Consider the following 23373-nt stretch of genomic DNA (forward strand, 5'->3'; position numbering starts at 1 on the left):
GTCCCGGACCCTCGTGCCCCTTCCCCGCAGGTGCCGGTGCGGACGGAAAAGCGGCCGGCCGCGCGGGGCGGCCGGCCGCTTCGGGACCGGAGGGCGGAATCAGGAGATGAGCTTCATCGCCTGCCAGCCGCCGGTGCCGACCACCGTCGGCGGGCCGACCAGGCCGGTGCGCCGGCCCGGGACGAACTCCAGGCCCGCCGTGGTGTTCGCGGTCGTGGTCCACAGGTCCGGCACTCCGTCGCCGTCGGAGTCGCCCGACGCCGTGAACAGCGGCCGTGCGGTGGTAGTCCAGCCGGTGGCGTACGCCGTGCGGTGGGCGCCCACGCCCAGGGAGGCGGGGTCGGTGCCGCCGTCGGGGACACCGTCGCCGTCCGCGTCACCCGGGCTCTTGCCGTGGTACACCCACAGCTCGCCGTTGGAGGTGTTGCGGGCGATCAGGTCCGTGAAGCCGTCGCCGTCCACGTCGCCCGGCGAGGCGAGCTGCATGACGCTCCAGCCCGAGTTGCCGATCAGGTAGCCGGAGTCGACCGTGCCGTAGGCGTAGCCCGGCAGGAACCACAGCTGGTCGCCGATGACCGCGACGAAGTCGGGGTTGGACGACTCGCTGTCCGGGGTGATGTCGCCGACCGAGACGATCTGCTTGATCGTCGCCGGGTCGATCGCCACCTCGGTCTCGGGGTCCGGGAAGAAGTAGACGTCCTGCTTGGTGTCCTCGGTGAACTCTCCCTGGCCGTTGTTCGGGTACAGCCACAGCTTGCCGTCGGAGCGGCGGGCCACCAGGTCCTCGTAGAAGTCGCTGGTCCAGTCGCCGCGGTGGGTCAGCAGCGCGCCGTTCCAGCCGCCGGAGGAGGAGAGCGGGACCATCGTGGCGACCCTGCCGCTCCCCGTGCCGCCGTACAGGAGCAGGTTGCCGGTGCTGTTGAGGGCGAAGAAGTCCGGCTGTCCGTCGCCGTTGACGTCACCGGGCTTGTCCGTGACGCCGGGGCTCTTGACGTAGAAGCGGTAGGGGTAGATCGGGCCGGGGTTGCCTCCGGCGTCGACCATGCGCACGTACAGGGTGTGCGGTCCCGGGGTGAGCGGGGTGACCGGCGCGGTCGCCGGGCCGCCCTTCGCCGTGGGCAGGGCCTCCTTGCTCGGCGGGGTGCGGTCCAGGTCGTACAGGTACTTGGTGGTGTCCGCCACGCCGTTGGCGTCGAACCGGAACTCGCCCTCGGTGCGGGCCAGGGCGCCCTCGACGGGCTCCGCGCCGGACGCCGTCTCCGGGTACAGGCTGTCCGCCGAGGTCACGGTCGGCATCACGGCCGGGGCCTCGGGGTCGAAGCCGAAGCGGCATCCGGGAGCGCCCTTGGTCGGGGTCCAGTCGGAGGCGAAGGAGTCGTCGGCGACGTCCTCGGCCTGTGCCTTCCAGGAGAACTGGCCGTTGCTGGCGTCCTTGTACTGGGCGAGCAGCGCCTTGGGCACGGTGATGCGGGCCTGTGCGCCCTTGGGGTCGCTGTCCTTGACGGTGACCTGTTTGCGCTGGTTGAAGATGATGCCGGGCGCGACGTCGTGCTTGCCGGTGGGCCACAGGTGGAACTGGACGTTGACGTTGCCGCCGTCCGGGTCCCACACCTGCGCGGTCAGGGTCACGTCGGTGTTGCCGACCGTGACGTAGGTGCCGTCGTTGCCGCAGCTGGTCGTGCTCGACTTGGTGCTCGGGATGGTGTCGAGCGCCCAGGGGGCCTTCGGCGGCCGGTTGTACTCGACGATCAGCTTGGCGTCCGGCTTGAACTTCTTCCAGCTGTAGGCGTCCTTGGCGTCCTCGGCGCTCTGCGGGGCGCGCAGGCCGAAGGTGACGTTCGACCACTTGTTGGCCGCCGCCTTGACGGCGGCGTCCTTGGCGGTGAAGTCGACGGCCTTGTCGGCGCAGCCGTGGTCCTCGTTGCCGTGGGCGTAGTTGCGGCTGTCCTGGCGGGTGGCCCAGGACGGCTGCTTGCTCCACGTGGTGGACGAGCTGATCCCGCCGGTCAGCCACAGCTCGACCGGCTTGGCCGTGCAGGACCAGGAGTGCGTCTCGGTGATCTGGAACTGGGCGTCGATCACCTTCACGCCGGCCAGGAACTTCGAGCCCACGCGGAAGAAGGAGCGGGCGGTGCCGCCGCTCGTCGACTCGTAGCCGACGCGAGCCTCACTGGTGGTGCCGCCGTTCCAGCCGGTGCCGTTCCAGTAGCTGTCGTTCGGGTGCGGCTTGTAGGCGATCGTCCACGCCTCGCGGGTTCCGGTCATCCGCGGGTCGATGTAGACCGGGAACTCGGTGTCCGGCGCGTCGAGGAGCTGCTGGTCGGGGGTGAGCAGGAGCTTGTCGTCGGTGATCCGGACGCCGACCTTGCTGCTCCTGGTGCCCGGGGTCAGCGGGGAGGGCGCGGAGTCGGAGGCCGGCGCCTGCACGGCGGCGGTCGCGGTACGGGCCGGTCCGGAGGCGGTGGCCGCGGTCCTCGCCTTCCCGGAGGCGGCGCGTGGAGCCTCCGGCTCGCCGGAGGAGTCCCACATCCGGGCGGTGGAGGAGGCGAACACCGTCTGGCCGGCCGCGTTGACGGCGCGCAGGGTGCCGTTCTCGGTGTCCTTGCGCACGTCGAGGCCCTTGGCGCGCAGGCCGAAGCCGACCTCCTTCAGTTCCGTCCTGTCCGCGGCCTCGGGCGTCTTGACGATCAGTGCCTGGCTGAAGCCGTCCACACTGGCCTCCACGGCCAGGTCCACGCCCGGGAACACCTCCGGGTAGGTCGCGGTGGCGCCCTGGAGCACCGGCTCGGGCAGCGGCGTCGGCCAGGTCAGGGCGAGTTCGCCGCCCCGGTCGGCGAGGGTGATCAGCCGGGTGTCGCCGCCGGCGGAGAAGGTCACGTCGCCGGGCACGGCCCGGGGCCGGATCCGGCCGGCCGTCTCGGTGAGCGCGGTGTCCACCGGCAGCCAGCGGCCCTCGCGTTTCACCCGGACCGGCAGGGTGTGCTGTGTGGTGCGCAGGTTGCCGTTGGGCAGGGCGTGCGTCTCGCTGGTCTCGGAGCGGGCGGAGACCACCTCCACGGGCTCACCGGTCTCGGCGGCCCGCTCCATCGCGCGGCTCTCCTCGCTGCGGGCCGACGCCGTCGCCGAGCCGGAATCGGCCGCGGCGGCGTCGGTGGCCGGCGAGGTCAGCGGTGTCAGCCCCAGTGTTCCCCCGGCGAGCACCGCGACGAGCGCGGCCCTCCTCCACCGGCCGGCCGGCGGTCGTCTTCGGGATGTTTCTGGCATGGGCGATTCCCCCCGGAGTCGTTGCCGTGCGGACTCTCCCCGGAGCCCGCCGCGGTCCCTTGCAGTGGGCCGCAGCGCCGAAGAGTACACCTGAACTGGGCTTTTCTTTACTGACAGATGACCGGAGTGGGGTTTGTCGCACCGTCAGAAGACTGCTTGCCGGAACGATCTTCACCGTTTACTGTGCGATCGCTCATCGCTCGATCACAAAAAAGTAAATCTGGGGGAGGTTCGGTAGTGGACCAGCTGATAAGACAGCTGCGCTACCTCGGCCACTGGCACAGATCCGTGTCCCTTTTCGTGGGACTCGTTCTCTTCGTCGGGCTGATACCCGCCGATGCCAGCGCCGCGGACGGCAGTTCCCGACGCGGGGACGTACAGCGCGAAAAATCCGTCCCGGGACGGGATTTCGACACAAAGCGCCCGGGGGTGCGTGACGACGCGAAGGGCGTCTTCCGGCCTACGGCCGGCAAGGTTTCGGCCGATTCCTTCACGACTCCGGTCGTCGGCCGCGACAGCAAGCCGTCCCGGCGGGTGCCGTCGGCCGGTGACGTGGCCGGCGGGTCCGCCACGACGCAGAGCCCGCTGCCCGACCGCCTGGTGAGGGTCCGTCAGGCCGCACGGTCGGCCACGGGTTCCGGCAAGGGCGTCCGCACGCGGGGAGTTGCCCCCGAGCGGGCCGGCGCCGCGGTCGGCTCGGCGGTCGAGGTCCGGGTCGAGGACCAGGCCGCGGCCCGCAAGGCGGGTGTGCGGGGCGTGCTGTTCACCGCGGAGCCCGCCGCCGACGGTCTGGCGCGGCCCGCCTCCGGCTCGGTCGAACTGGAGCTGGACTACGCGTCGTTCAAGGACACCTACGGCGGTGACTGGGGCTCCCGGCTCCGGCTCTACCGCCTGCCGGCCTGTGCGCTGACCACGCCGGAGCTGGAGCGGTGCCGCACCCGCACCGAACTGCCGGGCGCCAACGACCCGGCCGCGAAGAAGGTCACCGGCACCACCGACCTGGCAGCGGCGCCGACCGTGTTCGCCGCGACCGCCACGGCCTCCGGCCCGGGCGGCAGCCACGAGGCGACCTCGCTGTCGCCGTCCGGCTCCTGGATGGCCGGCTCGTCCTCGGGCGGCTTCTCCTGGACGTACCCGATCGAGGCGCCCGAGGTCCCCGGCGGCCCGCAGCCCGAGGTCGAGCTGTCCTACTCCTCGCAGGCCGTGGACGGCCGCACCGCCTCCACCAACGCGCAGTCCTCCTGGATCGCCGAGGGCTGGGACTACGAGCCCGGCTTCATCGAGCGGCGCTACCGCTCCTGCTCGGACGACAAGGCGGAGGTCGACGGCAAGAAGCCGAACAACACAGGCGACAGCGGCGACCTGTGCTGGGGCTCCGACCACGTGGTGATGTCGCTGGGCGGCAACACCACCGAACTCGTCAAGAAGGACGGCACCGACGAGTGGCGCCCCGCCGACGACGACGGCTCCCGCCTGCAGCGCAGGACCGGTGCCGCCAACGGCTCGCACAGCGGCGAGTACTGGGTCCTGACCACCACCGACGGCACGCAGTACCACTTCGGCCTGAACAAGCTGCCGGGCGCCCCGGACGGGACGGTCACCAACTCGGCGCTCACCGTGCCGGTGTTCGGCAACCACCCGGACGAGCCGTGCCACGCCACCGCGTTCATGGACTCCGACTGCAAGCAGGTCTACCGCTGGAACCTGGACTACGTCGTCGACCCGCTCGGCGACGCCATGACCCTGTGGTGGACCAAGTGGACGAACTTCTACGGCCAGAACATGAAGGCCGACCAGCAGGCGTCCTACGACCGCAACGCGCAGCTGTCGCGCATCGACTACGGTCTGCGCTCCGACAAGCTGTTCGGTGTCCTGCCGGCCGGCCGGGTGGCGTTCACCCTGGCCGAGCGCTGCGTGCCGAACTCCACGTTCGACTGCGCCGAGTCCAAGCGGACCACGGCCAACGCCAAGTACTGGCCGGACACCCCGCTGGACCAGGAGTGCGCCTCCGGCGCCAAGTGCACCGACAAGTACTCCCCGACGTTCTGGTCGACCAAGCGGCTGACGAAGATCACCACGAGTGTGCTCTCCGGTACCGCGCTGAGCCCGGTCGACTCCTGGACGCTGGAGCAGTCGTACCCCGACACGGGTGACGGCACCTCGCCGGCGCTGTGGCTGGACTCCGTCACGCGCACCGGGCACGGTGCCGGCTCCTCGGCGTCCATGCCGAAGGTCACCTTCTCCGGCCTGCAGATGGACAACCGCGTCGACGGCGTCGAGGGCCTGCCGCCGTTCTCCCGGCTGCGTGTCCACGCCATCGACACCGAGACCGGCGGCCGGATCGGCGTGACGTACTCGCCGCGCGAGTGCCAGGCGCTGGAGCCGAGGAAGATGCCGGCGTCCCCCGAGTCCAACACCATGCGCTGCTTCCCGCAGTACTGGACTCCCAAGGGCGCGCTGAGCCCGGTGAAGGACTGGTTCCACAAGTACCTCGTCACGCAGGTGACCGAGCAGGACCTGGTCACCGACAGCCCGTCGAAGGTGACGAGCTACGAGTTCGTCGGCAACCCGGGCTGGGCCTACGACGACAGCGAGTTCACCGAGAACAAGCACCGCACCTGGTCGCAGTTCCGCGGCTACGAGCGGGTCCTCACCCGGCTCGGCGGCGGCAGCGACGTCAAGCAGCTCACCGAGCACCGCTACTTCCGCGGACTGCACGGCGACAAGCTGCCCTCGGGCACGCGCAGTTCGTCGGTGACCGACAGCTCGGGCAAGACGCATCCGGACCTGCCGCAGTACCAGGGGCAGTTGCTGGAACAGATCACCTACGCGTCCGACGGCGGCCCGATCGACTCCGCGACCGTCACCACTCCGTGGGCGGTGAAGACGGCGAGCCGCACCCGCGCCGGAACCACGCCCCTGGAGGCGTGGATGGCCCGTCCGGAGACGGTCACCACCCGTGAGCGCGTCAAGGGCGACACCTGGCGCACCTCCACCGAGACCACCAAGTACGACGGCTACGGCCTGCCGTACCAGGTCGAGGAGACCAGCCCCGGCGGCAAGGTCCGCTGCTCCACGGTCAGTTACGCCCGCAACACCACGGCCTACCTGATCGAGCTGGAGTCGCGGGAGAAGACCACGCTCGGCGCCTGCGGCTCCACCGGCGGCGAGGTCGTGGAGGACACGCGGACGCTGTACGACAACCTGGCCTTCGGCGCGGCCCCGACCAAGGGCCTGGCCACCGAGGTGCAGGAGCTGAACGGCACGGGCGACGGCTACGTCACCATCGACCGCACCGAGTACGACATCCACGGCCGCGAGACCGCCACCTGGGACGCGGACGACCGCAAGACGCAGGTGCAGTACACCCCGGCGACGGTGGCGCGCCCGACCCGGCAGGTCTCCACCGACCCGCTGGGACACACCGAGACGACCGTCTTCGACGAGATCCGCGGTCTGCCGCTGACCGAGACGGACGCCAACGGCAGGACGGCCACGATGGAGTACGACCCGCTGGGCCGGCTCCTGAAGGTGTGGGAGATCGACCGTGACCCGGACACCCAGTCCCCCACGGCCACCTACGACTACACCGTCCGCCGCGACGGCCCGACGATCATCACCTCGCGGACGCTGAAGGACAACGGCCAGTACGCCGTGTCGTACGAGATCCTCGACGGACTGCTGCGGCAGCGGCAGTCGCAGGACAAGGCGATCGGCGCGGGCCGCATCGTCAACGACACCTTCTACGACAGCGCCGGGCGGCCCTGGAAGGAGAACGACGGCTACTACAACGCCGACGAGCCCGCACCCGCGCTCCTCCAGGTCGGTGACCAGGACGTCCCGTCCCAGAACCGCACCACCTTCGACGGCCTCGGCCAGCCCACCGCCGAGATCACCTACTACCGCGGCACGGAGAAGCTGCGCACCACGACCGAGCGCGACGGCGACGTCTCCACGACGATCCCGCCGAAGGGCGACACGGTCACGGCGGCCTTCGAGGACGCCGAGGGCCGCCTGGAGCGGCTGCGCGAGTACACCGACGAGGCCCGCACCAAGTGGCGGGACACCGTCTACGAGTACGACGACCTCGACAACCTGGTGAAGGTGACCGCGCCCGGCGGTGCCGTCACCAGCTTCGAGTACGACAAGCGGGGCCGCCAGACGGCGGTCGTCGACCCCGACGGCGGCCGTACCGAGATGCGGTACGACAACGCCGACAACGTGGTCGAGACGATCGACCCGCTCAACCGGTCCCTGTTCACCACCTACGACGACGCCGGCCGCCCGACGTCGCTGCGCGAGGGCGGCACCACCGGTCCCAAGCGCCTCGAGTGGACGTACGACACCCTCGCCAAGGGCCTGCCGACCGCGCAGATCCGCTACGAGGACGGCAAGGCGTACCGGGAGGAGGTCACCGAGTACGACGCCGCCTACCGGGTGAAGAGGTCCCAGACGGTCGTTCCGGAGGAGGAGACCGGCCTGGCCGGCACCTACGAGTACGAGTACTCCTACACCCCGACCGGCAACCTCGCCTGGGTCTCCGTGCCGGGCGTGGGCGGACTGGTCACCGAGCGGATCGTCTTCCGGTACAACTCCGACGACCTGCCGATCTTCATCGGCGGCGCGTCCACGTACCTGGCGAACGCGCAGTACTCGGCGTTCGGCGAGATCCTCCGCACGGACGCGGGCCCGGCCGGCAAGCAGGTCTACGGCAGCTACATCTACGACGAGTTCACCCGTCGCGTGCAGTCGGTCACGTTCGACCGCTCGGTCAGCCCGGGCCGCATCAGCGAGACCACCTACGGGTACGACCAGGCCGGCAACGTCACCAAGATCACCGACAGGCCGGGCAGCGCGGCGCCCGACGCCGGCGAGACCGACACGCAGTGCTTCGTCTACGACCAGCTCCGGCAGATGACCTCCGCCTGGACGTCGAAGACGGCGGACGACTGCACGGCGGCCCCGTCGAAGGACACCGTCGGCGGCCCGGAGGCGTTCTGGCAGTCGTTCACGTACGACGCGGCGGGCAACCGCACCAAGCTCGTCGAGCACGACACCACGGGCGACACCACCCAGGACGTCACCCGTGAGTACGTGTACGGCAAGGAGGGCGTCGGCGGCCCGAACGCGCTGGCCGAGGTCAAGTCGACCGGCCCGCAGGGCCAGACCCTGGCCACCTTCGCCTACGACAAGGCGGGCAACACCACCGGACGCCAGCACGGCGGCACCAACCAGACGCTCGAGTACGACATCGAGGGCCAGCTGCGCAAGGTGACCCGGCCCGTCGAGGGCGGCGGCACCGAGACCACGTCGTACCTGTACGGCGCGGACGGCGAACGCCTCATCCGCACCGACGCGGACGGCAGCCGCACGCTCTACCTCGCCGACGCGGAGCTGACGGTCTCCGCCGACAAGGCGACCAAGAAGGCGGAACGCTTCTACCAGCTCCCGGACGGTTCCACGACGGTCCGCGCGACCGGCGGCGTGCGCCAGCTCATGCTCTCCGACCACCACGGCACGTCCCACACGGTCGTGGACATGGTGGACGCGGCCATGGGCGTCACCCGGCGCAAGTCGATGCCGTTCGGCGAGGCACGCGGGCAGCAGCCCACGTCCTGGCCGGGTCAGCGGGGCTTCGTCGGCGGCACGGTCGACGAGGACACGGGCCTGACCCGTCTCGGCGCCCGTGACTACGACCCGGCGACGGGGCGCTTCATCCAGGTCGACCCGATGGTCGACTACGGCCAGCCGGCCACGATGAACCCGTACGCCTACAGCAACAACGCACCGGCCACCTTCTCCGACCCGACGGGCGAGTTCTTCCCCGTCCTGATCGGCATCGCGGCCCGTATCGCCATCCAGGCGGCGATCCGCGCGGCGGCCCGCCGTGCGGCGATCATCGCGGCCCGCAAGGCGGCCCAGGCGGCGGCCCGTCGAGCCGCGGCCCTCGCACGCAAGCGTGCCATCGAGGCCGCCAAGCGCGCCGCGGCCAAGGCCCGCCGGGAGGCGGCCCGCAAGGCTGCTGCGGCCCGTCGTGCCGCGGCCAAGCGGGCGGCGGCCCGCGCGGCGGCGAAGCGGGCGGCGGCCAGGAGGGCGGCGGCCCAGGCGAGGGCCCGCGCGGCCCGCGCGGCGGCGAAGAAGGCGGCGGCGCGCCGTGCCGCGGCCCGCAAGGCGGCGTCCCGGCCGAAGCCGAGGGCCAAGCCCCGCTCCCAGCCGAAGCCGCGCCCGAAGCCGCGGCAGGTCAAGCGGGCGGTGAAGAAGGTCGCCAAGGAGGTCCGCGAGGAGGCCAAGGACACCGCCAAGGAGGAGACGCAGAGCGCAGCGTGCGACTCCGCCGGAGGCACGGGCAACAGCTTCGTCGCCGGCACCAAGGTCCTGATGGCCGACGGCTCCTCCAAGCCGATCGAGAAGGTCAGGCCCGGTGACAAGGTCGTCGCCACCGACCCGGAGACGGGCAGGACCTCCGTGCAGACGGCCGCGGCGACGATCGTGGGCAAGGGCAGCAAGGACCTCGTCCGCATCACGCTGAAGACCCACGACGGTTCCACCGCCAAGGCCGCTACCACCACGGTCACCGCGACGGCCGGCCATCCCTTCTGGGTGCCGACCGTGCGGGAGTGGGTCGAAGCGGGCGACCTGAAGCCGGGTCAGTGGCTCCAGACGTCCGAGGGCGCCTGGTTCCGGATCGACACGGTCACGAGGTGGACGGCGGAGGCGAAGGTCCACAACCTCACCGTCACGGACGTCCACACGTATTATGTGCGGGCGGGCTCGCAGACCCTGCTCAACCACAACTGCGACGGCGACGTTCACTGGGTCAAGGAGAACGCCCACATGAGCCCGCAGGCCCGTGCCTACGACGACGGGGCGACGGGCTCGAGGCCGGGTCTGGCCCCAGCTCTGCAGTACTACATGTCGGGCCGCAACAGCCTGTCTCAGGTGAAGTTCGACGGTTTCGACGCGGCGAACGGGGTCCTGATCGACCGGAAGCTGGCCGTGACGACGCGGAACAAGACCTACCTCCAGGCCATTCGGCAGTCGCTGGCGCTCGAACAGAACGGCTACACCGGCCGTTGGGAAGTACCGACCGCGAGCGAAGCCAGGAGAGCGCGCCGAGTCCTCGGCTCGCTCATGATCACGAATATCAGAGTGAGGGTTGTACCTTGATGAACACTGAGCAGTTCCTGGCGAAAGCCTTCGCCGCTCTGCTGGTTTCCATCGACCTTACGGACGATGACGAACTCGACCCGGACGTCGCCGCGGCACTGGTCGAGCCTGTGGCGGCCATGGCACGGGATCTGACGCCCGAGGACCGGGCGAAGCTCGTTGCGCTGATCGAGACGGCCGCGCAGTCGGAGACCGACCCGGTCAGGCAGCGGTCCATGCTCGCTCTGCCCGAGGACTTGGGCCTCCTGGACGAGGACGAGGACGAGGACGAGGACTGACGGTTGATCAGCAGGCCTCGTCGTTTCGGCCCAACCGGCTGAAACGGCGAGGCCTGTCACGTTCACCAGCCGACTGATGCTCATCCGCACGGGCCAGCTCACCTGTGGTCAGCGTGATGATCGGAGAGGCGACCAGAATCGCAGCGAACAGCCTCGACGAATTGCTGGACATATTCATCGAGTGTTTCGATTCCGGGATCTTCTACAATGACGCCGACGGGTCCTTCCAAGCGGATGACGAACGCTGGATCGAACTGGAAGAAAGCGCCGTGAGTGACGGACGCTCCTGAAGAAGCGAGCCCCCGCCAGAAAGTCAGAGGTAGAGAATGCTTCTTTGGGACCTCGAAATGAGGGCACTGAAGGAGGACCTGCGAGAAATCCGACCACCGCGACGGCTGCCGCTTGCGATGAGGGTCATGGAGTGGACTCTGGAGTCCATCGGCCCCGTTGAAGTGGACGTCGTCAGGGAGTACATCGAGGAAGGCATGCGGGCCGGGCACGAAGCGGTCCGAGCGGGCAGGGAGAAGATCACGCTCCCGGAAGAGGTACTCGACGCGTACACCGAAGTCGACGACGAGGCGTACGAGCCGGGCACCTCCCACCTGCTGTCCGCTCTCCTGGCGTGTGCAGACGCACCCGGAGGGCTGACCCCCGAAGTGCTGTCCGGCGTCCTCTCCTTCTGCTACGAGGGACTCCTCGAACGTGAAGACCTGCCCGGCCCGAGCGTCGACGAGGAGCGGCAGAACGCCAAGTGCCTCGAGGCGATCGCATTCCAGAAGCGATGCATCAGCGACGCCCTGGGACGCACGGTGTGAACGATCGAGTGATCGAGCGGTGAAGGGACACCGGATCCGCTCCCACCGATGAGACGAGGCTCCCGGCCGACAGCCAGTCGACCGGGAGCCTCACCGGTTTCCCGGTGGTGGATCGAAGGTCGTCCGCATCACGCCGAGGAGCCAGTCGGCTCCACCGCCGAGGCCGCGACCACCACGGTCACCGCGACCGCCGGCCACCCCTACCGGTGCCGTCCCTGCCGGAAGTACCGGCCGCCCGCGAAGCCAGAAGACCGCGCCGAGTCCTCGGCCCGCTCATGACCACAAGAGTGAGGGTTGTACCTTGATGCGACCGCCCAGGTCGCCGCTTCTCCCACTCGCGCCCGGCGCCCTCCCGCCCCCACATACGCCCCCGCCCCTCCCGTCCGCGTCGATCACGCCGAGGTGATCGTGCGGCCGGAAGGGGCGGGGCAGGAGGGGGTCAGGGAATCCGAACCGTTCGTTCAGCCGGAGCCCACGAAGAGCACGAGGAGCAGCCACACCACCGGTGCCGTCGGCAGCAGGGAGTCCAGGCGGTCCATGATGCCGCCGTGACCGGGCAGCAGCGTGCCCATGTCCTTGATGCCCAGGTCCCGCTTGATCATGGATTCGCCCAGGTCGCCCAGCGTGGCGCTGGCGGCGACCGCGAGGCCCAGCAGCAGGCCCTGCCACCAGCTGCCGCCGTCGATCAGGAACTGCATGCACAGCGCGCCGGCCGCCATCGCGAACGCCACCGCGCCCAGCAGGCCCTCGCGGGTCTTGCCGGGACTGATCCGCGGGGCGAGCTTGCGCTTGCCGAAGCGCCAGCCGACGGCGTAGGCGCCGGTGTCGCTGACGACCGTCAGCACCAGGAAGGTCAGCACCCGCCAGGCACCGTCGTCGGCCGTCAGCATCATGGCGACGAAGGTGGCGAGGAACGGCACGTAGAACGCCGCGAAGAGCCCCGCCGTGACGTCCTTGAGGTAACCCTCGGGCGGTGCCGCCATGCGCCACACCAGTACCGCCAGCGCGGTGAGCGCCATGGCGACCCACGCGCCCTCGGCGCCGCGCGCGTACCCGGCGACGACCATCGCCGCACCGCCGGCCGCGAGCGGCACGAGGGGCGCCTTGATGCCCTTGCGCTCCTCCAGCCGCTTCGTCAGCTCCCACAGGCCGACCACGACGGCGACGGCGACGACACCGACGAAGACGGCCTTGACGACGAACAGCGACGCGACGATCACCGCGCCGAGCCCGACGCCGACGCCTATCGCGGCGCCGAGGTCGCGCCCCGCGCTCTTCTTCTGCGGTGCGGGTGCCGGCTGCGGCGCGTCGGGCATGGGCTCCGGATTCTGCGGCACCTCCCCCGGCAGGGGGCGGGCCCGCGTCGGCTCGTCTCGGAACAGGGGGCCGCTCAGCGAAACGGCCCCCCGGTCGACATCCTGGTCACCGCCGCGTTCGGGTACGTCGGGCACGATGGGCATGGGGCGAGTCTGCTGCGCGTAGTGCGCATCGTACGCGGGGCCGGCCGGGGCAGCCCCCCGGCCGGGCCCGTGGTCGGACGGCCCCCAGTACCCGGTCTGCGGCGCCCCCCAGGAAGAGTCGTTCATCAGACCTCGAGCAGCTCCGCTTCCTTGTGCTTGAGAAGGTCGTCCACCTGGGCGACGTACTTCGCCGTGGTGTCGTCGAGTTCCTTCTCCGCACGGCGGCCCTCGTCCTCGCCGACCTCGCCGTCCTTGATCAGCTTGTCGATGGCGTCCTTCGCCTTGCGGCGCACGGAACGGATGGACACCTTGGCGTCCTCGCCCTTGCCCTTGGCGACCTTGATGTACTCGCGGCGGCGTTCCTCGGTCAGCTCGGGGAACACCACCCGGATGATGTTGCCGTCGTTGCTGGGGTTGACGCCCAGGTCCGAGTCGCGGATCGCCTGCTCGATGTTGCGCAGCGCGCTCTTGTCGAACGGCGTCACCACGGCCATGCGCGGCTCGGGCACGGAGAACGAGGCCAGCTGGTTGATCGGCGTCGGCGCACCGTAGTAGTCGGCCACGATCTTGTTGAACATCGCCGGGTGCGCACGGCCGGTGCGGATCGCGGCGAAGTCCTCCTTGGCGACCACGACGGCCTTCTCCATCTTCTCCTCGGCCTCGAGGAGGGTCTCTTCGATCACCACTTGCTCCTGCGTGTCTTGAGTAGGCCCGGCTTCGGTTCCCTGTCGGGGGCGGCCGGCTGCGTCGCGTCTTCTTCCTGCACGGTTCCCGACCGGCAGGACATTGTCCATCCCCCGGTCAGTCGCGGCCCGCTTGGTCACCCACCAGCGTGCCGATCTTCTCACCCTTGACGGCGCGGGCGATATTGCCCTCCTTCAGGAGTTCGAAGACGACGATCGGGAGGCTGTTGTCACGGCAGAGCGTGACGGCCGTGGCGTCGGCGACCTTCAGGTCCCGGGTGATGACCTCCCCGTAGCCGAGCGCGTCGAACTTCACGGCGTCCGGGTTGGTCTTCGGGTCCGAGTCGTACACCCCGTCCACGCCGTTCTTGCCCATGAGCAGCGCCTCGGCGTCGATCTCCAGGGCGCGCTGGGCGGCGGTGGTGTCGGTGGAGAAGTACGGCATGCCCATACCGGCGCCGAAGATGACCACGCGGCCCTTCTCCAGGTGACGCACGGCGCGCAGCGGAATGTACGGCTCGGCGACCTGTCCCATGGTGATGGCGGTCTGCACCCGGCAGTCCACGCCCTCCTTCTCCAGGAAGTCCTGGAGGGCGAGGCAGTTCATCACCGTGCCGAGCATGCCCATGTAGTCGGAGCGGGCCCGGTCCATGCCCCGCACCTGGAGTTCGGCGCCGCGGAAGAAGTTGCCGCCGCCGATGACGATCGCGATCTGCGCGCCGTCCCGTACGACGGCTGCGATCTCTCGTGCGATGGCGTGCACCACGTCGGGGTCGACTCCGAGGCCCCCGCCTCCGGAGAACGCCTCTCCGGACAGCTTCAGCAGAAACCGGCCGCGTACTTTGCCGTCGTCGCTCTTCTCAGCCTTGGTGGTCATCGTCGGATCCCGCCTCTTTCACGTGTTGCACATACGAAGAAGGCCACTGCCGGTGGGGCGTGTTTCGCATCCCATGCGGCAATGGCCTCCTCGTCAGATCTGCTGTCGTACGGCACGCGCGCGCATGTGCACGCGTATCCGAACGACTGCTGTCGACCCTATCGGGGTCGCGCGCCCGTCGCGGTACGGACTCAGATGCCGACCTTGATGCGCGTGAAGCGCTTCAGGGTGACACCGGCCTCGTCCAGGATCTTCTGGACGGACTTCTTGTTGTCCAGCGCGTAGGGCTGGCCGAGCAGCGTGGCGTCCTTGAAGAAGCCGTTGAGACGACCCTCGACGATCTTGGCGATCGCGGCCTCGGGCTTGCCCTCGGCGCGGGTGGTCTCCTCGGCGATGCGACGCTCGGACTCGACGACCTCGGCCGGCACGTCCTCCTTGGAGAGGTACTTCGGCGCGAAGGCGGCGATGTGCTGGGCGACGCCCTTGGCGATCTCGGCGTTCGGCTTGTCGAGCTCGACGAGCACACCAATCTGCGGCGGCAGGTCGGGCATCGTGCGGTGCATGTACGCCGTCACGTAGCCGTCGGTGAACTGCGCGAAACGGTCCAGGACGATCTTCTCGCCCAGGTTGGCGTTGGCCTCGTCCACGAACGCCTGGACGGTCTTGCCGGCCTCGATCTCGGAGGCGAGCAGGGCGTCGAGGTCGGCCGGGGAGGTCTTGGCGACGTGCTCGGCGATGGCGGTGGCCACGCCCTGGAACTTCTCGCCCTTGGCGACGAAGTCCGTCTCGCACTTCAGCTCGACGAGGACACCGGAGGAGTTGTCGTCGGCGATGATCGAGACCACGGCGCCGTTCTCGGCGGAGCGGCCCTCGCGCTTGGCGACGCCCTTCTGGCCCTTGATGCGGAGCGCTTCGACAGCCTTGTCGACGTTGCCCTCGGCCTCGTCCAGCGCCTTCTTGCAGTCCATCATGCCGGCGCCGGTGAGCTCCCGGAGCTTCTTGACGTCGGCGGCGGTGTAGTTCGCCATGAGTCTGTGAATCTTTCTCGAAGTCTGGAGGTTCCAAGATCTGCGGATCAGCACCTACCAGAGGGCAGGTGTCCGACTCGCCGCTGACCTACGGGTGAACGGCGGGAACGGATCTCATGTCACCGTTCCCGCCGTCATCGGCTCTGACGGGTCAGGCCTGCTCGGCCTCGGCGGCCGGAGCCTCGGCGGGCTTCTCCGCCTCCGCGGGCTTCTCGGCCTCCGCGGCGGCCGGAGCAGCCTCGTCCGCCTTCTTCTCGCCCTCGAGCAGGTCGCGCTCCCACTCGGCCAGCGGCTCACCCGCGGCCTTGTCGCCCTTGCCGGCCTCGGCGGCACCGGAACGGGCCATCAGACCCTCGGCGACGGCGTCGGCGATCACACGGGTGAGCAGGGTGACGGAACGGATCGCGTCGTCGTTGCCCGGGATCTTGTAGTCGACCTCGTCGGGGTCGCAGTTGGTGTCGAGGATCGCGACGACCGGAATGTTCAGCTTCCGGGCCTCACCAACGGCGATGTGCTCCTTCTTGGTGTCCACGATCCAGACGGCGCTCGGCACCTTCTGCATCTCGCGGATACCGCCGAGGGTCTTCTCCAGCTTGGCCTTCTCGCGGGAGAGGACCAGCAGCTCCTTCTTGGTGAGGCCGGAGGCGGCCACGTCCTCGAAGTCGATCTGCTCGAGCTCCTTGAGGCGCTGCAGACGCTTGTAGACGGTCGAGAAGTTGGTGAGCATGCCGCCCAGCCAGCGCTGGTTCACGTAGGGCATGCCGACGCGGGTGGCCTGCTCGGCGATGGCCTCCTGCGCCTGCTTCTTCGTGCCGACGAACATGACCGTGCCGCCGTGGGCGACGGTCTCCTTGACGAACTCGTAGGCGCGGTCGATGTACGACAGCGACTGGAGCAGGTCGATGATGTAGATGCCGTTGCGCTCCGTGAAGATGAAGCGCTTCATCTTCGGGTTCCAACGACGGGTCTGGTGACCGAAGTGGACGCCGCTCTCCAGCAGCTCCCGCATCGTGACGACGGCCATGGCCGTATCTCCTTGAGTTTCTCGGTTGTGCCGCGGATGCCGGACGGCTCCCGCGCCTGACGCCCACGACGCGCCGTTGCCACGAAGGACCGAGGGGCGCTGACACCAGGAATCCGGCCGTGACCGGTCCCGATGTCGGGGCGTGCGAAGTCGACCCGGTGGCCCGGGTCGCCACCAGAAGTGTACGGGACCCGCAGGGCCCCGGGTGACGCCGTTGTCCACAACCGGCTGGTCGTCCACAGGCCCCGGCGGACATCCGCCCTCCCCGCGACGCTGGTCCCCATGCGAGCGAACCGATGCGCACGGACGTGCACCCGAGTGGTCCTGCTGATGATCCTCACCCCCGCGGCACTGCTGGCGCCACCACCGGCACCCCTGGCAGCCGTGGCAACCATGGCAACCGTGGCACCAGCAGGCCGGAACACCCCCACGGAGGACACCCCGGCGGCGGACACCCCTACGGCCGACATACCGCCCGGGGACGTGCCGGACGTGGGGCGCGCCTGGCCGGTCGGCACACGGCCACCGGTACTGCGCGGCTGGGAACCACCGGCGACGACCTACGGACGCGGACACCGCGGCGTGGACCTGGCAGCAGCACCAGGAACACCGGTACGAGCCGTGGCGGACGGCCGGATCTCCTACGCCGGACGAGTCGCCGGGCGAGGCGTCGTCTCGGTGGAACTCACCGGCACCGGAGACCGACCACTGCGCACGACCTACGAACCCGTGAAGGCAACAGCGAAGGCCGGCGACACCGTCACGGCGGGCGACATCATCGGCACCGTGGAAACCGGCGGCTCCCACTGCACGCTCCCCTGCCTGCACTGGGGCCTACGGAAAGGCGACACCTACCTCGACCCGCTCACCCTCCTACCACCGTGGCTACTCCACCGAGGCCCATCCAGGCTGCTGCCGGTGCTGGGGGTGCCTCTGCCGGGCTGAGAGGGCTGAAGGGCTGGGGGAAGGCGGGAGGGGGAGGGCTGGGGTGCCGCCGGGCGGGTGAGGGGCGCGGCGGGGTGCGGTGGAGTGGGGTGGGGTTGCTGTGGGTGAGGGGTGGAGGGGAGGGGCGGGGGGGGAGGGGGGAGGGGCCCCAGGGGAAGCGGAAAGGCCGAGTGTGCATGGCTGTCAGAGCGCCTGACCCCGGCCCTCACTCCACCGCCACCCCGGTCAGCCCCTGACGCCCCTGAGGGCCATCGACACTGCGGCTTCCGTGACCTCGTCCGGGTGTTCCGCTGCTCCTAGCTCGATGCGACGCACGGCGGCGTCGACCACGCCCTGGAGCAGCATGGCGGCGAGGCGGGGCTGGGTGTGGCCCAGTTCGCCGAGGGCTTCGACGATCATGGCGATGAGTCCGCCGTGTGCGGCGCGGATCTTTTCCCGGGCGCCGGCGTCGAGCTCGCTCGCGGAGATGGCGACCACGGCGCGGTGCCGCCGGTCACCCACGAGCTCCAGTTGCTTGCGCACGTACGCTTGGATCTTGGTTTCGGCGTCGTCGGCGACGGCCATCGCCGCTTCGACCTCGGCGGCCCAGAGGGGGAAGTCGACTTCGCACAGTTCCTCGACGACGGCCGCCCGGGAGCGGAAGTACTCGTACACGGACGAACGCGCGAGCCCGGTGCGTTCGGCGAGGGCCGGGAAGGTCAGCGCTTCCGTACCGCCTTCGGACAGCAGGGAGCGTGCCGCGTCCAGCAGGGCGGCTCGCTGCATCGACCGGTGCTCGGCCACGGAGGCCGCTCGAATCCTTGGCACGCCGTCCACTGTACGGAGGCCCCGCCCGCGGCGGCCAGAGGATCGGCCGTCTGCGCGCCGACCGGCTCAGCGGCCGAAGCCCGCCAGTTTCGCGCGCAGCTGCAGTACGGACTTGGTGTGGATCTGGCTGACGCGGCTTTCGGTCACACCGAGGACGTTGCCGATTTCTGCAAGGGTGAGTCCTTCGTAGTAGTACAGCGTGACCACGGTCTTCTCCCGCTCGGGCAGGGTGTTGATGGCCCGTGCGAGGAATCTGCGCAGTTCTCGGTCCTCGGCCACTTCGACCGGGTTGTCGGCGGCGGTGTCCTCGAGGGTGTCCATGAGGCTCAGGCGGTCGCCGCTCTCGCCTCCGACGTGCAGCAGTTCCTCGAGGGCGACGACGTTCGCGAGGGACAGCTGGCTGAAAACCGCGTGCAGCTCGTCCACGGCGATGCCCATTTCGTCGGCGACCTCGCTCTCCGAGGGCGTGCGCCGCAGGCGTGCCTCGAGCGTGGCGTAGGCGCGCTCCACGTTGCGGGCCTTCTGCCGGACCGAGCGCGGGATCCAGTCGAGGGCCCGCAGTTCGTCGATCATGGCGCCGCGGATGCGGGTGATCGCGTATGTCTCGAACTTGATCTCGCGGTCGAGGTCGAACTTCTCGATCGCGTCGATCAGTCCGAAGACGCCGGAGGAGACGAAGTCCGCCTGGTCGACGTTGGGGGGCAGTCCCACGCTGACGCGGCCGGCGACGTATTTCACCAGCGGCGAGTAGTGCAGGATGAGTTGTTCCCGCAGTCGTTCGTCCCCCGTCGCCTTGTACGACCGCCACAGCTCGTCGAGTGTCGAGGGAGCGGGCGGCCGCACGCTGCCACCGTCGCGGGCGGCTGGGGGGATGGCCGCCCGGTCGGACCCGGAGGTGTGCTGGGGCATTCGTCGCCTTGTGCCGTTCTGCCGTGGACTGGTACTGCCTGGGTGTGCTGTCTGTCCGATGTCGAATTGCCTGTCCGTGTCGGGATCCTCGTGAGCGTAGCGTGACTAAGGCGTCGCGGTGTGCGAACAGCGGAGGTGGGACCCTGCGTGGAGGGATTGCGTGGGCCGTCCCGCCGGTGCACACCCGTCGCTCTGCGTCATCACCCGGTCATCCCAACTGACGTGTTTTCCGGGGCGTGTCGGGGTTCCCCCGGACGGACGAACACGCTCCGTCAGCGCGCTGTGTGGCCGTCGCGGACCGAGATCATCGCCTGGCGCGTCAACTTCCAGCCGTCGCCGTGTCGTTCGACGTAACCAAGTGCTCGTAGTTCGTACAGTCTCGCGATCGCGTCGTCCGGTGTGGTCTGTGCGGCGCGGGCGATCTCCTGTGGTTCCGCGTCCCTGTGTGCGGGCAGGGCGGCGAGGACGTGTCGGGCGGCCGGGTCCAGGAGGTCGCGGGGCAGTACCGGGCCCTTGTGTTCCGGTGCGAGGTCGCCCATGTCGCCGACGAGTTCGACAACCTCGGCGGCGTCGGTGACGAGTACGGCGTCCTGGCGCAGCAGTGCGTGCACTCCGGCGGAGAGGCCGCTGGTGGCCGGTCCCGGGACTCCCATCGTGTGGCGTCCGAGGCGTCGGGCGGCTCTGGCGGTGGCGAGGGAGCCGCTGCGGTGGGCTGCCTCGACGACGACGGTGCCGCGGGTGAGTGCGGCGATCACGCGGTTACGGAGGATGAATCTGTGGGGTGTCGGGTGGTCGCCGGGCGGTAATTCGCCGATGACGAGGCCCTGTTCGGCGATTCTTGCGATGAGCCCGGCGTGTCCGCGTGGGTAGGGCCGGTCGACGCCGCCGGCGAGGACGGCGATGGTGGCGCCGCCGGAGGCGAGGGCGCCGCGGTGGGCGGCGCCGTCCACTCCGTAGGCGCCGCCGGAGACGACGATCCAGCCGCGTTCGGCGAGGCCTGCGGAGAGGGTGGTGGCCATGTGTGCGCCGTATGCGGTGCAGGCGCGGGCGCCGACGACGGCGACGGAGCGCAGGGCCCACATCCGCAGGTCCGGGGTGCCGCGTACCCACAGGCCGAGGGGTCGTGCGTCGCCGAGGTCGTCGAGTTGGCGGGGCCACTCGGTGGTGTCGGGGAGCACGAACCGTACTCCGGCGTCGTGTGCCGTGGCGAGATCGCGGTGTGGTTGGGCGTGGGCGGCCCGGGCGAGCAGTCCGGCCCATCGTTTGGCGCTTGCGCCTGGCAGGGGTTCGCCGCGGTCGCGCAGTCGTCGTACCACCGCGTCCGCGCCGAGTTCCCGTACCCAGCGTCCGCCGGTCTCGTCGCCCGGTTCGAGGACTCGGGTGAGGAAGACCCGGTTGAGCTGTTCGTCGCCGGGTCCTGCTGCGGTGTCGTCCGGTCGGGCCGTGGCGCTCTCCGGTCCGACGGCCATGTTGTCCGGTCCGACCGCCGCGCCCCGAGGCGCGACTACCGTGTTCTCCGGTCCGACGGCCACGTTCTCCGCCCCGGCCGCCCCTGCCGCCGCGTCCCCGGGCCCGTCACCTGTGCTGCCCGCTTCGGCGACCGTGCCCTCCAGCCCGGTCTCCGCATCTCCGGGTCGGGCTGCGGGGATCATGCGGTCGCTCCGAGGGTCATGGGGACGCCGCGTGGGATGCCGGTGCGCAGTTGGAGGGCGAGGGCAACGTCGGTGGCGTCGGGTCGGTCGTGGCCGGTGAGGTCGGCGACGGTCCAGGCGACCCGGAGGACCCGGTCGAGTCCCCGGGCGGTGAGTACGCCTCGTTCGAGGTTGCGTTCGGCTTCGTCCATGGCGCCGGGGGCGGGGTGCCAGCGGTTGCGCAGTTCCCGTCCGGGGATTTCGCTGTTGGTGCGCCAGGGGGTGCCGGTGAGGCGTGCGGCGGCGCGGTCCCGGGCGGTCCGTACGCGGTCGGCGACCGTGGCGGTGGTGTCGCCTCGGGTTCCGCCCGCGGTGAGTTCGGTGCGGGTGACGCGGTCGACCTCGACGCGGAGGTCGACGCGGTCGAGCAGTGGCCCGGACAGTCTGGCCTGGTAGCGGCGGATGGCGGAGGGCGGGCAGTCGCAGAGGTTGTTGGTCTGGGTGTAGCGGCCGCAGGGGCAGGGGTTGGCGGCGAGGACCATCAGGAAGCGTGCCGGGAAGCGCACCACGCCGGCGCTGCGGGCGATGACCACGTGTCCGGCTTCGAGGGGTTGACGGAGGGCGTCCAGGGCTCGGCTGCTGAATTCGGGCGTTTCGTCCAAAAAGAGCACGCCGCGGTGGGACAGGGACACCGCTCCCGGCCGGGCGGTGCCGGGGCCGCCGCCGACGAGTGCCTGCATGGTGGCGGAGTGGTGGGGTGCGCAGTAGGGCGGGGTGTCGATGAGCGGGTTGCCCGGGGGCAGGAGTCCGGCCACCGAGTGGACGGCCGTGACTTCGAGTGAGGCCTGTCGGTCGAGGGGTGGCAGGATCGACGGGAGTCGTTCGGCGAGCATGGTCTTGCCGGCGCCGGGTGGGCCTTCGAGGAAGAGGTGGTGTCCGCCTGCCGCGGCCACCTCGACCGCGGTTCGGGCGGAGTGCTGGCCGACGACGTCGGCGAGGTCGTGTTCCTGGTCGTGCGGTGCCGTGCCGGTGCTGTGCATGCCGGTGGCCGCTCCGGTGCCGGGCAGGCGCAGTCCGGCGAGCAGCGGGTCGGGCCGTGCCTGTTCGTCGGTGTGCTCCTCGGGTACGGGTTCGTCGGTGAGGAGTGCGATGAGTTGCCGCAGGCTGCGGACGCCCAGGACGGACACGCCGGGTACCAGTGAGGCTTCGGCGGCGGCGCATTCCGGTACGACCACTTGTTCGTAGCCGGCGTCGGCTGCGGCGAGTACGGCCGGCAGGATGCCGCGGACCGGCCGTACGCGGCCGTCGAGGCCGAGTTCGCCGATCATGACGATGTCGGCGAGTACGCGTGGGTCGATGCGTTCGGCGGCGCCGAGTACCGAGCAGGCGACGGCGAGGTCGAAGCCGCTGCCGGCTTTGGGTACGGAGGCCGGGCTGAGTCCGACGGTGAGTTTTTTCTGCGGCCATTCCGCGCCGGAGTTGACCACTGCGGCCCTGACGCGGTCCCTGCTCTCGGTCAGGCTCTTGTCGGGCAGGCCCACGAGGGTGAAGGCGGCGACGCCGGGTTCGAGGTCGGCCTGGACTTCCACGACGACGCCTTCGACGCCGACCAGTGCCACGGAGCATGTTCGTGCGAATGCCATGTCAGGCCACCCCTCGGACGTGGGTGACGACGGGCGCGCCGCGGGCGGGCAGCTGTACGCCGACGAGGTCGATGCGGACGCCGCCGGGTGGTGCTGCCCCGTGTTGTTGCAGCCAGCGTTCCGCGAGGGCGCGCAGGCGGTCGGCCTTGGCGGGTGTGACCGCTTCCATGGGGTGCTGGAAGTTGCCCGACCTGCGGGTTTTCACTTCGCAGACGACGAGGGCGTCCCCGTCCCTGGCCACGATGTCGATCTCGCCGGTCCTGCCGCAGCGCCAGTTGCGTGCGAGGACGGTCATTCCGGTCTGGGTCAGTCGTCGGGCGGCGAGTGTCTCGCCGTACCTGCCGAGTGCGCTGCGTGCTCGTTGTGCGTTCATGTCGGCACCACCTCCGGCACCAACCGTCACGCGTCGAGCCCCACGGAGTGGATCGTGGTGGGTAACTCAGTGGCTGTGGACAAGTCCGTCACTCACGCGGGTGACGTTGATCGGGCAGGTATCCACAGCCGGGTCCGGGTCATCCGCCCGGGAGTTCCAGGTCGCTCTTGTTGAGCTCCTCGATGTTCACGTCCTTGAATGTGAGGACGCGGACCTGCTTCACGAAGCGGGCCGGCCGGTACATGTCCCAGACCCAGGCGTCCGCCATGGACACCTCGAAGAACACCTCTCCCTGGACCGAGTGCACCTGCATCTCGTAGTCGTTGGTCAGGTAGAAGCGCCGCTCGGTCTCGATCACGTATTTGAACAGACCGACGACATCGCGGTACTCCCGGTAGAGCTTCAGCTCCATCTCGGTCTCGTACTTCTCGAGGTCCTCGGCGCTCATGGCATGTTCCCCTTCAGCCGT

17 protein-coding genes are annotated in these 23373 nt (G+C 69.9%); 5 read left to right on the forward strand and 12 right to left on the reverse strand.

Annotated elements, in window-relative coordinates; translation table 11 throughout:
* Window positions 1-99: 99 nt before the first annotated feature.
* Window positions 100-3264 carry an FG-GAP repeat domain-containing protein gene (locus FGW31_RS09140; protein WP_233452453.1) on the reverse strand — a complete coding sequence of 1055 codons (3165 nt, stop codon included), beginning with the start codon at window positions 3262-3264 and terminating at the stop codon, window positions 100-102.
* 429 nt (window positions 3265-3693) lie between these two features.
* On the opposite strand from FGW31_RS09140, the gene FGW31_RS09145 reads away from it, so the two are divergent.
* The 4 genes from FGW31_RS09145 to FGW31_RS09155 all read left to right on the forward strand — a co-directional run bounded on the left by FGW31_RS09145 (window position 3694) and on the right by FGW31_RS09155 (window position 11524).
* A complete protein-coding gene (locus tag FGW31_RS09145; protein ID WP_233452454.1) occupies window positions 3694-10431 on the forward strand; it encodes a polymorphic toxin-type HINT domain-containing protein in 6738 nt (2245 codons plus the stop codon).
* Window positions 10431-10709 carry a hypothetical protein gene (locus FGW31_RS09150; protein ID WP_142192885.1) on the forward strand — a complete coding sequence of 93 codons (279 nt, stop codon included), beginning with the start codon at window positions 10431-10433 and terminating at the stop codon, window positions 10707-10709. The genes FGW31_RS09145 and FGW31_RS09150 overlap by 1 nt, the downstream gene beginning before the upstream one ends.
* Window positions 10710-10822: 113 nt before the next feature.
* Window positions 10823-10999 (forward strand): hypothetical protein, encoded by a 177-nt coding sequence (locus FGW31_RS34965; protein ID WP_182674855.1) that lies wholly within the window; start codon window positions 10823-10825, stop codon window positions 10997-10999.
* A 126-nt stretch (window positions 11000-11125) separates the two neighbouring features.
* Window positions 11126-11524, forward strand: a complete 399-nt coding sequence (locus tag FGW31_RS09155; protein WP_142192886.1) for a hypothetical protein — start codon at window positions 11126-11128, stop codon at window positions 11522-11524.
* Window positions 11525-11985: 461 nt separating this feature from the next.
* Here FGW31_RS09155 and FGW31_RS09160 read toward each other — a convergent pair whose 3' ends face one another.
* From FGW31_RS09160 to rpsB, 5 genes are all read right to left on the reverse strand, one after another.
* A complete protein-coding gene (locus tag FGW31_RS09160) occupies window positions 11986-13110 on the reverse strand; it encodes a phosphatidate cytidylyltransferase (protein ID WP_142192887.1) in 1125 nt (374 codons plus the stop codon).
* Complete coding sequence (gene frr / locus FGW31_RS09165; protein ID WP_142192888.1) at window positions 13110-13667, reverse strand: ribosome recycling factor; 558 nt, start codon at window positions 13665-13667, stop codon at window positions 13110-13112. The genes FGW31_RS09160 and frr overlap by 1 nt, the downstream gene beginning before the upstream one ends.
* Window positions 13668-13785: 118 nt before the next feature.
* A complete protein-coding gene (pyrH, locus tag FGW31_RS09170; RefSeq protein ID WP_142192889.1) occupies window positions 13786-14544 on the reverse strand; it encodes a UMP kinase in 759 nt (252 codons plus the stop codon).
* Between the two features lie 191 nt (window positions 14545-14735).
* Entirely contained in the window at window positions 14736-15572 is an 837-nt protein-coding gene (gene tsf, locus FGW31_RS09175; protein WP_142192890.1) for a translation elongation factor Ts, read from the reverse strand.
* Between the two features lie 151 nt (window positions 15573-15723).
* Complete coding sequence (gene rpsB, locus FGW31_RS09180; RefSeq protein ID WP_142192891.1) at window positions 15724-16596, reverse strand: 30S ribosomal protein S2; 873 nt, start codon at window positions 16594-16596, stop codon at window positions 15724-15726.
* A gap of 282 nt (window positions 16597-16878) precedes the next feature.
* Here rpsB and FGW31_RS09185 point away from each other — a divergent pair, with 282 nt between their 5' ends.
* The gene (locus FGW31_RS09185) at window positions 16879-17541 is read left to right on the forward strand and encodes a M23 family metallopeptidase (RefSeq protein WP_142192892.1); all 663 of its coding nucleotides are present in this window, start codon (window positions 16879-16881) and stop codon (window positions 17539-17541) included.
* Between the two features lie 225 nt (window positions 17542-17766).
* Here FGW31_RS09185 and FGW31_RS09190 read toward each other — a convergent pair whose 3' ends face one another.
* From FGW31_RS09190 to FGW31_RS09215, 6 genes are all read right to left on the reverse strand, one after another.
* Window positions 17767-18324 carry a TetR/AcrR family transcriptional regulator gene (locus FGW31_RS09190; RefSeq protein WP_142192947.1) on the reverse strand — a complete coding sequence of 186 codons (558 nt, stop codon included), beginning with the start codon at window positions 18322-18324 and terminating at the stop codon, window positions 17767-17769.
* Window positions 18325-18414: 90 nt separating this feature from the next.
* The gene (whiG, locus tag FGW31_RS09195) at window positions 18415-19257 is read right to left on the reverse strand and encodes an RNA polymerase sigma factor WhiG (protein WP_142192893.1); all 843 of its coding nucleotides are present in this window, start codon (window positions 19255-19257) and stop codon (window positions 18415-18417) included.
* Window positions 19258-19529: 272 nt separating this feature from the next.
* Window positions 19530-20726: a DNA-processing protein DprA gene (dprA, locus tag FGW31_RS09200; RefSeq protein WP_142192948.1), complete on the reverse strand. Its 1197-nt coding sequence runs from the start codon at window positions 20724-20726 to the stop codon at window positions 19530-19532.
* Between the two features lie 179 nt (window positions 20727-20905).
* Entirely contained in the window at window positions 20906-22531 is a 1626-nt protein-coding gene (locus tag FGW31_RS09205; protein ID WP_142192894.1) for a YifB family Mg chelatase-like AAA ATPase, read from the reverse strand.
* Between the two features lies 1 nt (window position 22532).
* Entirely contained in the window at window positions 22533-22934 is a 402-nt protein-coding gene (locus FGW31_RS09210; RefSeq protein WP_142192895.1) for a YraN family protein, read from the reverse strand.
* 109 nt (window positions 22935-23043) lie between these two features.
* Window positions 23044-23352, reverse strand: coding sequence for a DUF2469 domain-containing protein (locus tag FGW31_RS09215; RefSeq protein ID WP_003965949.1), 309 nt, complete (start codon window positions 23350-23352; stop codon window positions 23044-23046).
* Window positions 23353-23373 lie beyond the last annotated feature (21 nt).

Source organism: Streptomyces calvus (genome assembly GCF_006782915.1).
In the GTDB taxonomy this organism is placed as follows: Bacteria; Actinomycetota; Actinomycetes; order Streptomycetales; family Streptomycetaceae; genus Streptomyces; species Streptomyces calvus.

What these genes read in the sequence shown, in the direction of transcription:
- rpsB (WP_142192891.1), bottom strand. Translation starts at nt 16,596, where the DNA reads ATGGCCGTCGTCACGATGCGGGAGCTGCTGGAGAGCGGCGTCCACTTC.
- FGW31_RS09185 (WP_142192892.1), top strand. Translation starts at nt 16,879, where the DNA reads ATGCGAGCGAACCGATGCGCACGGACGTGCACCCGAGTGGTCCTGCTG.
- FGW31_RS09160 (WP_142192887.1), bottom strand. Translation starts at nt 13,110, where the DNA reads ATGAACGACTCTTCCTGGGGGGCGCCGCAGACCGGGTACTGGGGGCCG.
- FGW31_RS09140 (WP_233452453.1), bottom strand. Translation starts at nt 3,264, where the DNA reads ATGCCAGAAACATCCCGAAGACGACCGCCGGCCGGCCGGTGGAGGAGG.
- whiG (WP_142192893.1), bottom strand. Translation starts at nt 19,257, where the DNA reads ATGCCCCAGCACACCTCCGGGTCCGACCGGGCGGCCATCCCCCCAGCC.
- dprA (WP_142192948.1), bottom strand. Translation starts at nt 20,726, where the DNA reads ATGGCCGTCGGACCGGAGAGCGCCACGGCCCGACCGGACGACACCGCA.
- FGW31_RS09215 (WP_003965949.1), bottom strand. Translation starts at nt 23,352, where the DNA reads ATGAGCGCCGAGGACCTCGAGAAGTACGAGACCGAGATGGAGCTGAAG.
- tsf (WP_142192890.1), bottom strand. Translation starts at nt 15,572, where the DNA reads ATGGCGAACTACACCGCCGCCGACGTCAAGAAGCTCCGGGAGCTCACC.
- FGW31_RS09205 (WP_142192894.1), bottom strand. Translation starts at nt 22,531, where the DNA reads ATGGCATTCGCACGAACATGCTCCGTGGCACTGGTCGGCGTCGAAGGC.
- FGW31_RS09155 (WP_142192886.1), top strand. Translation starts at nt 11,126, where the DNA reads ATGGAGTGGACTCTGGAGTCCATCGGCCCCGTTGAAGTGGACGTCGTC.
- FGW31_RS09150 (WP_142192885.1), top strand. Translation starts at nt 10,431, where the DNA reads ATGAACACTGAGCAGTTCCTGGCGAAAGCCTTCGCCGCTCTGCTGGTT.
- pyrH (WP_142192889.1), bottom strand. Translation starts at nt 14,544, where the DNA reads ATGACCACCAAGGCTGAGAAGAGCGACGACGGCAAAGTACGCGGCCGG.